General features: G+C 52.1%; 10 protein-coding genes and 1 pseudogene. 8 read left to right on the forward strand and 3 right to left on the reverse strand.

The genetic code is table 11. The features are described 5' to 3' along the window. The first annotated feature begins 16 nt into the window (after positions 1 to 16). From HNR65_RS08450 to miaA, 3 genes are all read left to right on the forward strand, one after another. Positions 17 to 667 carry a LuxR C-terminal-related transcriptional regulator gene (locus HNR65_RS08450; RefSeq protein WP_181551059.1) on the forward strand — a complete coding sequence of 217 codons (651 nt, stop codon included), beginning with the start codon at positions 17 to 19 and terminating at the stop codon, positions 665 to 667. A gap of 78 nt (positions 668 to 745) precedes the next feature. After that, entirely contained in the window at positions 746 to 1,423 is a 678-nt protein-coding gene (locus HNR65_RS08455) for a response regulator (RefSeq protein ID WP_181551060.1), read from the forward strand. 22 nt (positions 1,424 to 1,445) lie between these two features. Beyond that, the gene (gene miaA, locus HNR65_RS08460) at positions 1,446 to 2,387 is read left to right on the forward strand and encodes a tRNA (adenosine(37)-N6)-dimethylallyltransferase MiaA (protein WP_232364715.1); all 942 of its coding nucleotides are present in this window, start codon (positions 1,446 to 1,448) and stop codon (positions 2,385 to 2,387) included. Between the two features lie 67 nt (positions 2,388 to 2,454). On the opposite strand, the gene HNR65_RS08465 is transcribed toward miaA, so the two are convergent. The 3 genes from HNR65_RS08465 to HNR65_RS08475 all read right to left on the reverse strand — a co-directional run bounded on the left by HNR65_RS08465 (position 2,455) and on the right by HNR65_RS08475 (position 7,500). Further along, positions 2,455 to 4,137, reverse strand: coding sequence for a response regulator (locus HNR65_RS08465; RefSeq protein ID WP_181551061.1), 1,683 nt, complete (start codon positions 4,135 to 4,137; stop codon positions 2,455 to 2,457). A 514-nt stretch (positions 4,138 to 4,651) separates the two neighbouring features. After that, positions 4,652 to 6,070: a sigma-54-dependent transcriptional regulator gene (locus HNR65_RS08470; RefSeq protein WP_181551062.1), complete on the reverse strand. Its 1,419-nt coding sequence runs from the start codon at positions 6,068 to 6,070 to the stop codon at positions 4,652 to 4,654. After that, complete coding sequence (locus HNR65_RS08475) at positions 6,067 to 7,500, reverse strand: ATP-binding protein (RefSeq protein ID WP_181551063.1); 1,434 nt, start codon at positions 7,498 to 7,500, stop codon at positions 6,067 to 6,069. Before HNR65_RS08475 ends, HNR65_RS08470 begins: the two co-directional genes overlap by 4 nt. A 437-nt stretch (positions 7,501 to 7,937) precedes the next feature. On the opposite strand from HNR65_RS08475, the pseudogene HNR65_RS08480 reads away from it, so the two are divergent. The 5 genes and pseudogenes from HNR65_RS08480 to HNR65_RS17810 all read left to right on the forward strand — a co-directional run. Further along, positions 7,938 to 8,303, forward strand: a pseudogene (locus tag HNR65_RS08480) (FAD-dependent oxidoreductase); the annotation flags it as partial. A 71-nt stretch (positions 8,304 to 8,374) separates the two neighbouring features. Further along, entirely contained in the window at positions 8,375 to 8,857 is a 483-nt protein-coding gene (locus HNR65_RS08485) for an NADH-quinone oxidoreductase subunit NuoE family protein (RefSeq protein WP_181551065.1), read from the forward strand. 30 nt (positions 8,858 to 8,887) lie between these two features. Next, positions 8,888 to 10,741 (forward strand): NADH-quinone oxidoreductase subunit NuoF, encoded by a 1,854-nt coding sequence (locus HNR65_RS08490; RefSeq protein WP_181551066.1) that lies wholly within the window; start codon positions 8,888 to 8,890, stop codon positions 10,739 to 10,741. A 24-nt stretch (positions 10,742 to 10,765) separates the two neighbouring features. Beyond that, positions 10,766 to 14,020 (forward strand): FAD-dependent oxidoreductase, encoded by a 3,255-nt coding sequence (locus HNR65_RS08495; protein WP_181551067.1) that lies wholly within the window; start codon positions 10,766 to 10,768, stop codon positions 14,018 to 14,020. Between the two features lie 67 nt (positions 14,021 to 14,087). After that, positions 14,088 to 14,522: a hydrogenase iron-sulfur subunit gene (locus HNR65_RS17810; protein ID WP_220128331.1), complete on the forward strand. Its 435-nt coding sequence runs from the start codon at positions 14,088 to 14,090 to the stop codon at positions 14,520 to 14,522.

The raw sequence follows: 14,522 nt of genomic DNA on the forward strand, positions 1-14,522 counted from the left end.
CACGAGGGAAAATGCCATGAAAATGAAACTGATGCTTGTAGACAACCAGTTGGTGGTACGGCAGGGCCTCAAAGCGCTACTGGCAAAAGAGCCGGACATGGAAGTAGTGGCCGAAGCCGCAGACACCGCAGAAAGCCTGGATTTGATCAAAAAGCACCGGCCCGACGTGGTTGTTGCTGAAACCGCTGCCGCCCGCTCCGGCAGCACGGATACCGTTCGCATGATTCAGGAATCCGGTGTGGACTGCCAGATTCTGATCCTGACAAACCAGAGCAGCAAAAGTCTGGTACGGGAAGCCCTTCAGGCAGGCGCCCGCGGCTATGTTCTGAAAACAGCATCTTATTCGGAAGTTCTGACCGCCATCCGGTCCGTACAGCAGCAGTCCTACTACCTGAGCCCTGAAATCAGCGCTGAAATCATCCATACTTTTGTCAAAAAAAAACAAAAAAATATGCAGGCAGAGCCATATGAACAGCTTTCCAAGAGGGAACGCCAGGTATTCAAGCTCATTGCCGAGGGCAAAACCACAGATGAAATCGCTGACATGCTCACCATCAGCCCCAAAACCGTGGCCAAGCACCGGATGAACATCATGGAAAAACTCCGGCTCAAAAACACGGCCACCCTGGTGCGGTATGCAGCCCGGATCGGTATTCTCGATATTTGAACCGTCGAAAACACATAATCATCCGTTTCCCCCGGCAATACCGGCCCGGGGTTGGCAAACAGCAGAAAGAGAGAAATCATGGCCAAAATCAAACTCATGCTTGCAGATCATCAGCCGATTGTCCGGGAAGGCATCAGAGCACTGCTCGAAAAGGAATCCGACATCAAGGTCTCGGCCGAGGCCGGCGAGGGAGCCCTTTGCTTCAAACGTCTCAGGGAGACCAAACCTGACGTACTGCTCATGGATATTTCCATGCCAGGGATTGACGGCATTAACAGTATCCGGGAACTCAAAAAAGCATCTGAGAAAACCGGCATTGTCATCCTGACCATGCATCAGAAGCGTTCCCATGTCCGGGAAGCGCTCCATGCAGGGGTTATGGGTTATTTGCTCAAAACCAGTCCATATGAGGAAGTGCTTGGGGCCATCCGTGCGGCTGCAGAGCAGAAATATTATCTGAGCACGGAAATCAATGCAGATATCATTGACAATTATCTGAAAAGGGAAACCACCGAACCCTTTGCGAGCAAATATGATCTGCTCACAAAACGCGAACACATGATCCTGCGATTTATGGCCGAAGGCTACACAACCAATGAGATTGCAATGATGCTGTCTGTAAGCCCCAAAACCGTGGCCAAGCACCGCACCAATCTCATGGAAAAACTCGAGATGAAAAACATGGCCACGCTGGTGCGTTATGCCATCAAAATCGGTGTGGTGGACGTGGATAGTGATTACGGTGCCGGATCATGAAAAAGACGGAAACCCTGGCGCCATGAATAGTTCTTCCATGCCCAAGCCCCGGGTTGTTGTTGTCTGCGGCCCCACGGGCATCGGAAAAACCCGGCTGTCGATGGCACTGGCAAACCGATTTAACGGCGGCATTGTCAGTGCCGATTCCATGCAGATATACCGGCACATGAACATTGGCACGGCAAAACCGGATGCAGCCAAGCAGGCCGCAGCCCCCCATTACATGATTGATGTGGCCGACCCGGACGAGGCCTATGATGCGGCCCGCTACGCCAGAGAAGCGCAAGAAGCGGTTGCAAACCTGAAACAACAGGGCCGGCTGCCCCTGATCATTGGCGGAACCGGATTGTATATCAAGGCGCTTCTCTACGGGTTGTTTGATGCAGCCCCGTCTTCCCCCCGGCTCAGGGAAAAGCTGCGCAATGAGGCCGCCCAAAAAGGAACCCGTATTCTCCATGAACGGCTGGCGGCCTGTGACGCGAAAGCCGCCGGACGGATCCATCCCAATGACGCCCACCGCATCATCCGGGCCCTTGAAGTCCACGCCCTCACCGGGCGCCCAATCTCCGAATACCAGCATGACCATGGATTTGCCAATGCCCATTACTGTTTTTTGAAAATTGGTCTGTACATGGACCGGCAGGCGCTGTATGCGCAGATCAACCAGCGGGTGGAACAAATGGTGGCAGAGGGCCTGCTCCGGGAAGTCCGGAGCCTTCAGGAAATGGGCTATGACCCTGAACTCAAATCCATGCAATCACTGGGATATCGCCACATGACAGCCTATCTGCAGGGATGTTTGGACTGGAACGAGGCCATAGACCAGATGAAAAAAGACACGCGCCGTTATGCCAAGCGCCAGTTGGTTTGGTTCAGAAAGGACCCGGATGTGTTCTGGATGGGGCCTGACAGCGTGGAAGAGGCCTGCAGACGGGTCCGGGCATTTTTGAAACAACCGGAATAACACCGGAAACAAAAAACCCCGGTATCCGGTTTCATGCCGGGATACCGGGGATGGCTTGATTCGTTTATCAGGCAGCCAGGCTGATGGCGGCTTCTGCGGTTTTGCGAAGCTCCTCGGGTGTAAAGGGCTTGTGCAGGTAATCGTAAATGCCCAGGCGCGCACTTTCCTTTGCGCTTTCAATGCTGGCATAGCCTGTGATAATGATCACCTTGGCCTGCGGCTGCTTTTGCCTGACGGATTCCAGCAGCTCCAGTCCCTTGACCCCGGGAATTTTCAGGTCAAGCAGCACCAGGTCATAGGCACCGGCCTCAAGCTGATCCAGGGCTTCATCCCGGGTGACAGCCTGTTTTACGGCATAGCCCTTTTTTGCCAGTATTTTCCTGACATTTTTGGAAATATAGGGTTCATCATCAATGACCAGGACATTTTCCCCGGCTGCCTGCCCGGGAAACGCAATCACATCAGCATCGGATGGGGCCTGGTTTTCTTTCACCATGGCCCGGACCCGCGCCTTTAACTCCTCATAAGGCGGCACTGCATACCCGTTGCGGTCCACGTTAGCGGCATATTCAGCTCCGGTCAGGGCAGCGACTTCCTCATAGTCAAAGGGCATGTCCACGCCGATCAGGGTTTTGGTTGCCGGGCTCCTGGACTTCTTTGCGGCCTTGCCCTTTTTCCCCTTCTTCTGGGGACATTCCTGGGTTTTCATGCCGGCCTTGCAGGTCTTGCCCAGCTTTTTGAAGATATCGCATGCCATCTGCCCCATTTCGCAGTAATTTTCCGACTTTTTGACTTCCACCACCGGCATATCCGAGCTGCCCAGGGTTTTGGTGTATTCTTCGCCGGTATATTTGGAAACCTCATCCATGTCAAAGGGCTGCTCCGATCCGGTCCTGGCTTCCTTGCGGGCGGTCCTGGCTTCCTTGCGGCCGGTGGTTCCAGCCATCTGCGCCTTTAACTGCTCATAGGGCATAAAGGCAATTTCACCGGTCTGCAGATTGCTGACATACTCCGGACCGGTCAGGGCCATGACCTCATCGTAGTTAAAGGGCATGTCAATGCCCACGAGCTTTTTCACGGACGGGGCATTGCCGGTTTTAGCGGATTTTGCCTTTTTCGCCCTTTTCTGGGGACATTCCTGGGTTTTCATGCCGGCCTTGCAGGTCTTGCCCAGCTTTTTGAAGATATCGCATACCATCTGCCCCATTTCGCAGTAACTTTCAGGCTTTTTGACTTCCACCACCGGTCTGTCCGAACGGCTCAGGGTATTGACATAGTCCTCTCCGGTATACTTGGCCACCTCTTCTGCGTCAAAGGGCATATCCAGGTCAATTACATTGATCTGTTGCTTTACCTCCTCGGGAGTCGGGGCTTCGGCAAGTCTTTCAGAAGCCGCCAGGTTGATTGTTTCCCGCAGCTCATCCGGGGTAAACGGCTTGGAGATGTAGTCCAGGGCCCCGAGCTGAATAGCCTTTACAGCCGTGTCCGTGGACCCGTATGCGGTCATGATCAGGGCCTTGGTCAGTGGCCATTCAGTTTTGACCTGTTTTAACAGCTCCAGGCCGTTCATTCCGGGCATGACCATGTCAGAGAGCATCAGTGCAAACGGTTCTCTGGACAGTTTCTCCAGAGCCTCCTGACCGCTCTGGGCCAGTTCCACTTCATAATTGTTTTTGGCGAGGATTTTTTTCACATTGTCGCAAATGTGTTTTTCATCGTCCACCACAAGGACTTTTTGCTTTTCGGTCATGGCAGCCTCCTTTTGCGCCGGTTTGCCGGCGGGTTATAAAGAATCAAACTCAATGCGTTATTTGTTTTCAAAATTTTGATTACAAATATGCAGGTTGCATGCCAAAAACCTAAATTCATTTTAACATACTGAATTATAAGTTAAATTTTTAAAAGCCAAATTTTTTTTCAGGAGAAGTGAAGCTGCTGTGCATACACGTAAAATCCGGCCTGATAAGCCTGTAAAAAGTCTTTCTTACAGGCAATGTTAAGTTTTAAGTTATTAAGTGTTGAGTAAAATCAGAAAGTTATTTTTTTATTGTTTAGCGGCTATAGCCGTTTTATGACTTTTTACGGTGCCATCCGGTCTGAAAAAAGAAAACAAAAAGGCGGAATACAGGTAAAGCCTTCATTGGTAAGCCTTAGCACGCGGCAAACGGCAACCGGATGCTGAAGCAAATGCGCACAAAACAAAATGTATAAAAAAATTATGCAGGTGTATAATGGCCAGCAGCAACCCGGATACCGGACAAAAGCTATCCGGAAGAAGGCCTGATGCCGTATTTCTTCATCAGATTCTGGAAATTGGGCCGTTGCATTCCCGTCTGGCGGGCTGCCCGGGAAATGTTCCAGTCATTTTGCTCCAGGGCATTGAGCAGAAAATTTTTCTCCACCTTGGCCACGGCCTTCTGGCGGATTTCCTTTTTGATCCGGATCAGTTCCGCATTGGTCTCAGGCACGCATTCCATGAGGCGCTCAATGTCATCGATATCACTGAGATGGGGCAGATCCTGAATGGTAATGGTATCGGTTTCACATAAAATCACCGCACGTTCAATGACATTGCGCAGCTGCCGGACATTTCCGGGCCAGTGGTAGTTTAAAAGGCGGCTGGCGGCTTCCGGGTCAAATCCGGAAATGGATTTTCCCCGCTGATTGTTGAGCTGACCCAGAAAATGATAAGCAATGGGCAGAATATCGCTTTTGCGCTCCCGCAATGGGGGCAGGTAAATGGGATAAACATAAATCCGGTAATAAAAATCCTCGCGAAACGATTTCTCCGCCACCATCTGGTTTAACTCCCGGTTGGTAGCAAAAATCAGCCGCACATCCACCCGGCGATGGGCGGTATCGCCCAGGGGCAGAAACTCCCGGGTATCTAAAAACCGAAGCAGCTTGCCCTGGATATCCGGTGTGGTGTTGCTGATTTCATCAAGAAACACAGTGCCGCCGTCAGCCAGCTCAAAGATGCCGGATTTGTCTTTTTGCGCGTCTGTAAAAGCGCCCTTGCGGTATCCGAAAAGTTCGCTTTCCAGAAGACTGCCGCTTAGGGTACCGCAGTCCACTCCGAAAAAAACCTTGTCATGCCGGCTGCTGTTGGCATGGATGGCCCGTGCCACAAGCTCCTTTCCAGTGCCGCTTTCCCCCGAGAGCAAAACCGTGGCATCGGTATCGGCCACCTTCTGAATCATACTGATAACCTTGCGGATCTGCGGGCTGCTGCCGATGAGCTGGTGAGAGAGCCTGGGCATGTGTTGATAGGGTTCCTGCATCAGCCGGCGGTTCTGCCGGACAATCTTTTGCTGCTCCACGGCGTCTGCCACCACCTGCCGCAGTTCATCCGGGGTAAAGGGCTTGGGCAGGTAGTCAAAAGCACCGGTTTTCATCAGTTCCACCGCTGAAGAAACGCTGGCATAACCGGTGATCACAATGACCATGGTTTCCGGATGGTTTTCCCGAAGCCACTTTAACACCTCCGTGCCTCCGATGCGGCCCATTTTCACGTCCGTGATCACCACATCATAGCTTTTCTCAGCCAGCTTTTCCAGGGCACTGCGCCCGTCTAGAACGTACTCGGTCTCATATGCCTGCTTTGACAGAATTTTCCGGCAGTTCCGGCAAATATGCACCTCATCGTCAACAATGAGTATCCGGGCCGCTTTTTGCTCGCTCATTCTTCGGAAACCCCTTTCACCGGCAGCGTGACGGTAAAGCGGGTGCCGCTGCCGGACCTGCTGGAAACCTCGATATTGCCGCCGTGCTGCTCCACAATGCTATGAGCGATGGAAAGGCCCAGTCCGGTACCAATTTCACGGGTGGTGAAAAACGGATCAAATATTTTTTCCAGATCCTGTTTTTCAATCCCCTTGCCGGTATCCGTGACATGAATGGCAATTGTATCTGCAGCCGGATCATAGCCTGTGGTAAACATGATGCGTCCCCCGGCCCCGGTTGCCTCCACCGCATTGAGCGTCAGGTTGATCAGCAACTGCTGGATCTGTTCCTTGTCCACATAAATCCGGGGCAAATCATCGGGGAGATCCGACTCAATGGTGATATCATTGAATTCCGCCTGTTTTTTGGTCAGATAGATGCTTTCCCGGATAATGGCATTGATGTCCTGGATCTTCTGCATGGGTTTGGTCTGGCGGGCGAAATCCAGCAGGCTTTGCACGATCTTCCGGCATCGCTGGGCTTCGCTGGAAATGATCCGGAGTTCTTCATGCATTTCACTCTCCGAATCCAGATCTTCCTGGAGCATCATGGCCGAAGTCATGATGGTGGTCAGCGGATTGTTGATTTCATGGGCAATACCGGCTGACAGCCGGCCGATGGACATCAGCTTTTCCTGCTGCATCTGGGCCTTCTGAACCTTGATCTCCGGGGTGATGTCGCGCAGGATTTCAATAACACCGATGATTTCCTCATCATTGTTTAAGGGATAACAGGAAATGGCATAATAGATCTCGTTGTTGTCCTGATCCAGGTGAACATGGGTGGTCATGCAGGGTTCATTTTTCTTATACACCTCTGCCAGGGGACAAGGATGATTTTTGCCGCTGCAGGGCTGATCCAGGTGATGGCCCACCTGATAGCAGAACCGGCCGATTACGTCCTGGCTGGTTCTGCCCAGCTTTTTCATCATGGCCTCATTCATGTCCACGACCCGGTAATCCTTGTCAATGACCATGGCCTCTTCCTGAATGAACTGGTTCATCAGGACTTCATAGACATTCTGTTTGTGGCCGGTCAGCAAGTCCGCCCCATTTACCTTTTTGCAGGCATCGTCGATTTCCCAGAACAGCAGTGCCGTGGTATGGGCCAGGGCGTGCACGTGCTTTTTCTTCTTACGCAAAATATCGTTATAAATCTCAAGATCGCCGGTGAGTTCAATGATCAGATCAATATCGTTGCGCTCAAAAATAGTGTTGTAATCGGCTGTTACATACAGGCCCCTTTCAGCGGCACGCAGCAGTCCCGGGGCATTTTCGTTGATATCCGCCACGGCCACGACATTGAGATCAATCATCTGAAAAGAATTTTCTTCCAGAAAATTCAGCAGATATAAACCACGAGTGCCGCCTCCCACAATGGCTACGTTCATTTTACAACTCCTTGGGAAATAGGGGTGAAAGCCAAAAGCACTGACAATCCATTGCTGATGCTCTATACATAACAGGTTTTATTGAAATTTCAAACCACACACAAAACAGATCAAGCACCTGCAGGCCGATCCGGCGGACAGGCTCTGTGATACAAAGAAAAGCCCTTGCTGATTGATCTTTTCTGAAAAAACAACAAAACCGAAATCAGCATATGTGCAAAATCCCGGGGTTTGAAAAAATGCCGAAACAGGCTTTCTGCAAGGCTGAAAAGCTGTTATTGACAGGAATCATTGCACAAAATTTCATTGACAAGATTCCAAATTACAGATATCAGAAGGACTTGATTTGCAATTTTATTTCGGAGATCGTTAAAAGATACCGGAAAATTTTTCTGTTTTTGATTCTTATCCAAACCTTATGTTTGCTGGAGAAGATTATGACACAAGAAACAATCGGATCCGTACTGGTGGTCGGCGGCGGCATCTCGGGGATGCAGACCGCCCTGGACCTGGCTGATTCCGGATATTACGTCTACCTTCTGGAAAAAAGCCCCTCCATCGGAGGGGTTATGTCCCAACTCGACAAGACCTTTCCCACAAACGACTGTGCAATGTGAATTATCTCGCCCAAACTGGTCGAGGTCGGCCGGCACCTGAATATCGAGCTAATCACATATGCAGATCTGGAAGCCGTTGAAGGCAAACCCGGAAATTTCAAAGTCAAGGTCAAAAAGCGGGCCCGGAGCATTAACCCGGATCTGTGCACCGGATGCGGCGCGTGTGTTGAAAACTGCCCGGTTTCCCAGACCATCGCTGCAAACTAAAGTTCCTGCAACCGCTCTACCATTAAACGGCAAAAAAGGATTTCCCTGCCATGGCATACAACAACGACATCGATTGGGAAAAAATAGACGACATCATTGATGAATACAGCAGCGACAAAGAATCGCTGCTCATGATTTTGCAGGACATAAACGAACTGTATAACTTTGTTCCCCCGGAAACCATACCGGTACTGGCACAAAAGCTCAATGTGCCAAAAAGCCTGATCTACAGTGTGGCCACCTTTTATAAGACCATCAGTCTTGAACCCCGGGGTAAATATATCGTCAATGTCTGTACCGGGACGGCCTGCCACGTCCGGGGAGCGGAAAAAATCATTGATGCCGTGCAGGACAATCTCCAAATCGATACCGGACAGACAACCCAGGACGGCCTGTTCACCCTGGAAACCGTTCGCTGCCTGGGCTGCTGTGCCGCCGGACCGGTTTTTACGGTAAACAAGAACATGCACGGCGGCCTGGATCGATCAAGTGCGATAAACATAATTGATGACTATAAGAAAAATGCCTCTTAACGGCATTGGTCACGGAGGTTGAACTCAGCCATGGTTAAATTTGATAATAAAGAGGCACTGGAATCCTATATTCAAGAGCTCCAGGCAAAAGCCCAGAGCCCTGACAAGGGCCTGATCTCCCTGTGCTCCGGGCCCGGATGCATCATCCACAACAGTGATAAAATCCGTGACACCCTCACGGAAGAAATGGAAAAACACGGGATTGCCGATAAATATGAAATCCGGCTGACCGGGTGCCACGGATATTGCGAGCAGGGACCCATCATGGTCATTGATCCTGGCGGCATTTTCTATCCCAAGGTGGAACTGGAAAACATCCCGCAGATTGTTGAAAACACCCTGGTCAACAATGAGCCGGCTGAAAAACTGCTTTTCAAGGACCCGGCAACCAAAAAACGGGTTGCCCGGGAAGAAGACGTTCCGTTTTACAAGCTGCAGACCCGTTCGATTTTTGGAAAGAACCGCCTGATTGATCCCAACAGCATTGACAGCTACCTGGCTGTGGGCGGCTACCAGAGCCTGGCAAAAGCCCTGTTTGAAATGAAGCCCAAGGAGATCATCGCAGAAATCAAAAGCGCCAATCTTCGGGGACGCGGCGGCGGCGGTTTTCCGGCGGCCATCAAATGGGACTCCTGCAGCAGGCATAAAGGGCCCAAATACGTGATCTGCAATGCAGATGAAGGCGATCCCGGCGCATACATGGATCGCGGGCTGCTTGAAGGAAATCCGCATCTGATCATTGAGGGAATGCTCATCGGCGCCTTTGCCATGGGTTCACATGAAGGATACGTCTATGTCCGCCACGAGTACCCCCTGGCCGTGGCCAACCTTGCCAAAGCCATTGACCATGCAAAGCAATACGGGCTGCTTGGCGAAGACATCCTGGGATCCGGATTTGATTTTGACCTTCACATCAGCAAGGGCGGGGGCGCTTTTGTCTGCGGCGAATCCACTGCTCTGATGGCATCTCTGGAAGGCAAGCCCGGACGTCCCCGGGCCAAATATATTCACACGTCCGAGAAGGGTTTCCGCGACAGTCCCTCGAACCTAAACAACGTGGAAACCTGGGCCAATGTGCCCTTAATCATTGACAAAGGCGCCCAGTGGTATGCCGCCATGGGGACAGACTACAGCAAGGGGACCAAGATTTTCTCCCTGGTGGGCAAGGTGGTCAACACCGGACTTGTGGAAGTACCCATGGGCACAACCCTGCGCGAAATCATTTTTGACATCGGCGGCGGCATTCCCAAAAAGAAACAATTCAAGGCCGTGCAGACAGGCGGTCCGTCCGGCGGCTGCATTCCGGAGCAATTTCTTGACACCCCGGTGGATTTTGATGAACTGACAAAGCTCGGCTCTATCATGGGTTCCGGCGGCATGATCGTCATGGACCAGGACACCTGCATGGTGGACGTGGCCCGCTACTTCATCGAATTTCTCATTGACGAATCCTGCGGCCAGTGCAACCCCTGCAGGGAGGGCCTCAAGCAGATGATGGCGGTATTGACCCGCATTTGCGAAGGAAACGGAAAACAGGGCGATATCGAGCTGCTTGAGGAACTCGGGACCATGATGCAAAAATTTTCCCTCTGCGGCCTGGGCACATCCGCCCCCAACCCTGTCTTGACAACGATTTTATATTTCCGGGATGAATATGAAGCCCATATTTATGACAAAAAGTGCCCGGCCGGGGTCTGCAAGCCCTTGTTTCACTATGAAATCGATGAAGAAGCCTGTACCGGATGCACCTTGTGCGCCAAAAAGTGTCCGCAGGAGGCCATTTCCGGGGAAAAAAAAGAACCCCACGAAATCGACCAGGAAAAATGCATTAAGTGCGGCATTTGCTACGACATTTGCAAATTTGACGCCGTTGCCATTCGATAACTTATGACAAGGATTTAACCAGATATGATTACTTTCAAGCTGAACGGGCAGACGGTTCAAGGCGAGGAAGGCCAATATATTATCCAGGTAGCCGAGAACCACGGGGTCTACATTCCCACGCTCTGCGCCCACAAAGCCCTTGAGCCTGCGGGCATGTGCCGGCTCTGTACGGTGGAACTCTTTGACGGCCGCAGGACCAAATTTGTTACAGCCTGCAACTATCCCATCTGGGAGGGCATGGAGGTCCAGACAGACACGGAGACCGTGCATGAAGGGCGCAAGCTTATTGTTGAAATGCTCATGGCAAGGTGCGCCGACGTCCCGGTGATCCGGGAACTGGCTGAGAAATACGGCATTGATAAGCCCAGATTCGAGCAGGAGCACGAAACCTGCATTCTTTGCGGGCTGTGTACCCGGATCTGTGAAAGAATGGGCAACAACGCTATTACCCTTACGGACAGAGGTCTGGACCTAAAGGTTGACACCCCGTTTCACGTGCAAACCGATATCTGCCAGGCATGCGGTGCCTGCGCATTTATGTGCCCCACCGGCCATATCACCCTGGATAAAATCAATGAGCTGATCACGGCAAACAAGCCGCAAATCATCAAATCCGAATATGATGTGGGACTCAGGGGCCGCAAACCCATCTACGTGCCCTATCCCCAGGCTGTGCCCAATACCCCGGTCATTGACCGGGATGTGTGCATGCATTTTAAGACCGGCGGCTGCCAGATTTGCTCGGACATCTGTCCGGTCAACGCTATTGACCATTCCATGGAGGACGAAACCATTGAGCTTGAAGTGGGCTCTGTTATACTGGCGCCCGGGTTTGAGCCGTTTGATCCGTCCACCCTGGATTTTTACAATTACGATCACCCCAACGTGATCACCTCCATGGAAATGGAGCGGATGCTGTCTGCATCCGGACCCACGGGCGGGCACCTGATCCGCCTGTCCGACCACCAGGAACCCAAAAAAATCGCCTGGCTTCAGTGCGTCGGATCCAGGGACATGAACCGCTGCAACAATGCCTATTGTTCATCGGTTTGCTGCATGTATGCCATTAAAGAAGCGGTTATCGCCAAGGAACATGCCGGCGACGCCCTGGACTGTTCGATTTTCTACATGGACATGCGCACCCCTGGAAAGGACTTTGAAAAGTTCTATGAGAGCGCCAAAAACAACAGCGGGGTCAATTTCGTGCGCAGCCGGGTGCATACCATTAATCCGGTTGCCGATTCAGACGAACTTGAACTGCGATATGTCTCGGATAACGGCGAGATCCTGACTGACCAATTTGACCTGGTGGTACTTTCCATTGGCCTGCAGATTCCGCCCGAACTCGTGGAAATGTCCAGAGACCTGGGAATCGAACTTTCGCCTGGCAATTTCTGTGAAACCAATACCTTCACCCCGGTGGCCACCTCCAGGGAGGGCATATTTGCCTGCGGCGCCTTCCAGGGACCCAAGGACATTCCCCAGTCGGTCATTGATTCCAGCGCCGCAGCCTCTGCAGCCGCTGAAATCCTGTCCGATTCCCGCAATACGCGGACCAAAGAAAAAGAAATTGTCCCGGAGCGCAACGTGGGCGGGGAACGGCCCAGAATCGGCGTGTTTGTCTGCCGGTGCGGCATCAATATCGCCGGGGTTGTGGATGTCCCGGCAGTTGTGGAATACGCCAGTACCCTGCCCTTTGTGGAATATGTGGATGACAACCTGTTTTCCTGCTCCCAGGACACCCAGGAAAACATGGCCGCGATTATCGAGGAAAAAGGGCTAAACCGAATTGTGGTGGCCGCCTGCACCCCCAAGACGCACGAGCCCCTGTTCCAGGAAACACTGACCGATGCCGGGCTCAATAAATACCTTTTTGAAATGACCAATATCCGCAACCAGGATTCCTGGGTGCACAAAAACAACCCGGCCCTGGCCACGGAAAAGGCCCGGGACCTGGTGCGCATGGCCGTGGCCAAGGTCGCCCGGATGGAGCCGTTAAAGGAATCCGAGCTATCGGTCAATCCGGCCGCAATGGTTGTGGGCGGCGGCATTTCCGGCATGGCAGCCGCCAAAAGCCTGGCTGATCAGGGAATTGAAACCCATCTGGTGGAACAGACCGACCATCTCGGGGGCCAGGCGGTAAACCTCTATCACACGGCCAAGGGAGAATCCGTTGCCGAAAACCTGGAAAACCTCATTTCCCAGGTCAAGGGCCATGACAAGATCAAACTTCACTTAAATACCCGGATTCAGAACGTGGATGGTTTTGTGGGCAATTTCAAAACCATCATGCTTGAAAACGACCAGGAAGTGGAACTCGAGCACGGGGCTGCTGTTCTTGCCACGGGTGCAGCTCCCTATGAGCCCACGGAATACGCATATGGTCAGGATCAAAGGATTCTTACCAGCCTGGAACTGGACAGAAAGTTTCAAAAAGAGGATCCGGGCCTTGAAAAAATCAACAGCGCTGCTTTTATCCAATGCGTTGGATCAAGGGAGCCGGGCCGCATGTACTGCTCCCGGGTCTGCTGCACCCATTCCATTGAAAACGCCATAGAGCTCAAAAAGCGCAACCCGGAAATGAACGTCTATATCCTGTACCGGGATATCCGCACCTACGGGGAAAAGGAATACCTCTACAAGCAGGCGCGCCAGCTGGGCGTGATTTTCATCCGCTTTTCCCTGGAGGACAAGCCGTCTGTCGAGGTCAAAGATGACAGCATTGCCATTACCGTCACTGACCACATCTTAAACCGGCCGGTTGAGCTCAACGTGGACCTGCTGACCCTGGCAACGGCCATTATCCCGTGCAAGGATGAAGAACTGGCCAACTTTTTTAAGGTGCCCATGAATGAAGACGGATTTTTCATTGAGCGCCACGCCAAGCTGGGCCCGGCAGAATTTGCCACAGACGGCGTGTTTCTCTGCGGTATGGCCCATTATCCCAAGCCGATTGACGAATCCATCGCCCAGGCAAAGGCAGCCGTGGCCAGGGCCATCACACTGCTGTCCCGGCAATACATTTACAGCAGCGGTACCATTGCCGAAGTGGATCCTGTCAATTGTGCGGCATGCGGCGTTTGCGTAGCTGTCTGCCCGTATTCAGCCCCGTCTTTTGCCGAGGAAGGCCGGTTTGCCGGCAAGGCGCAAATCAATCCGGCACTTTGCAAGGGCTGCGGGCTCTGCGTGGCATCATGCCGCTCAGGTGCCATTCATCTCAAGGGATTTGACACGGACCAAATCATGTACCAGATCTTTGAAATGGACGAAGCAATATAAATATAGTTGATATCAACCCCTCCGGCGGCCAGCGGGCCGCTGGTGCGCAATCAGGAGATCAATGCATATGGCTGACAAGGAACCGAAAATCTTAAGTTTTCTATGCAACTGGTGCAGCTATGGCGCAGCCGATCTGGCGGGCGTCAGCCGGATGGAATATCCGAGCAATATACGCGTAATCCGTATCCCCTGCACCGGCCGCATGAGTCCAAAATTCATTTTGGCCGCTCTGCGCCAGGGCGCTGATGCGGTCTGGGTATCCGGGTGACATCCGGGTGAATGCCATTACCTGGAAGGTAATTACTACGCTCGAAGAAAATTCGCCCTTATGAAAAACCTGCTGGAGCACATGGGTGTTGAGCCCGAACGGCTGCATTTTTCCTGGATTTCCTCAGCCGAATCCACCAAATTCGTGGATGTGGCCACCAAGGTCACAGAATCGGTCAAATCCCTGGAAAACAAGGAAAAGAAATTTGTTAAAACCAAACCGAAGGTTGCATAG

The sequence above is a fragment of the Desulfosalsimonas propionicica genome, from assembly GCF_013761005.1.
GTDB lineage: Bacteria > Desulfobacterota > Desulfobacteria > Desulfobacterales > Desulfosalsimonadaceae > Desulfosalsimonas > Desulfosalsimonas propionicica.

Excerpts from the sequence above, each read along its gene's own strand:
- HNR65_RS08465 (WP_181551061.1), bottom strand. The coding sequence starts at position 4,137 with ATGACCGAAAAGCAAAAAGTCCTTGTGGTGGACGATGAAAAACACATT.
- HNR65_RS08475 (WP_181551063.1), bottom strand. The coding sequence starts at position 7,500 with ATGAACGTAGCCATTGTGGGAGGCGGCACTCGTGGTTTATATCTGCTG.
- HNR65_RS08485 (WP_181551065.1), top strand. The coding sequence starts at position 8,375 with ATGGCATACAACAACGACATCGATTGGGAAAAAATAGACGACATCATT.
- HNR65_RS08455 (WP_181551060.1), top strand. The coding sequence starts at position 746 with ATGGCCAAAATCAAACTCATGCTTGCAGATCATCAGCCGATTGTCCGG.
- HNR65_RS08450 (WP_181551059.1), top strand. The coding sequence starts at position 17 with ATGAAAATGAAACTGATGCTTGTAGACAACCAGTTGGTGGTACGGCAG.
- HNR65_RS08495 (WP_181551067.1), top strand. The coding sequence starts at position 10,766 with ATGATTACTTTCAAGCTGAACGGGCAGACGGTTCAAGGCGAGGAAGGC.
- HNR65_RS08470 (WP_181551062.1), bottom strand. The coding sequence starts at position 6,070 with ATGAGCGAGCAAAAAGCGGCCCGGATACTCATTGTTGACGATGAGGTG.
- miaA (WP_232364715.1), top strand. The coding sequence starts at position 1,446 with ATGAATAGTTCTTCCATGCCCAAGCCCCGGGTTGTTGTTGTCTGCGGC.
- HNR65_RS08490 (WP_181551066.1), top strand. The coding sequence starts at position 8,888 with ATGGTTAAATTTGATAATAAAGAGGCACTGGAATCCTATATTCAAGAG.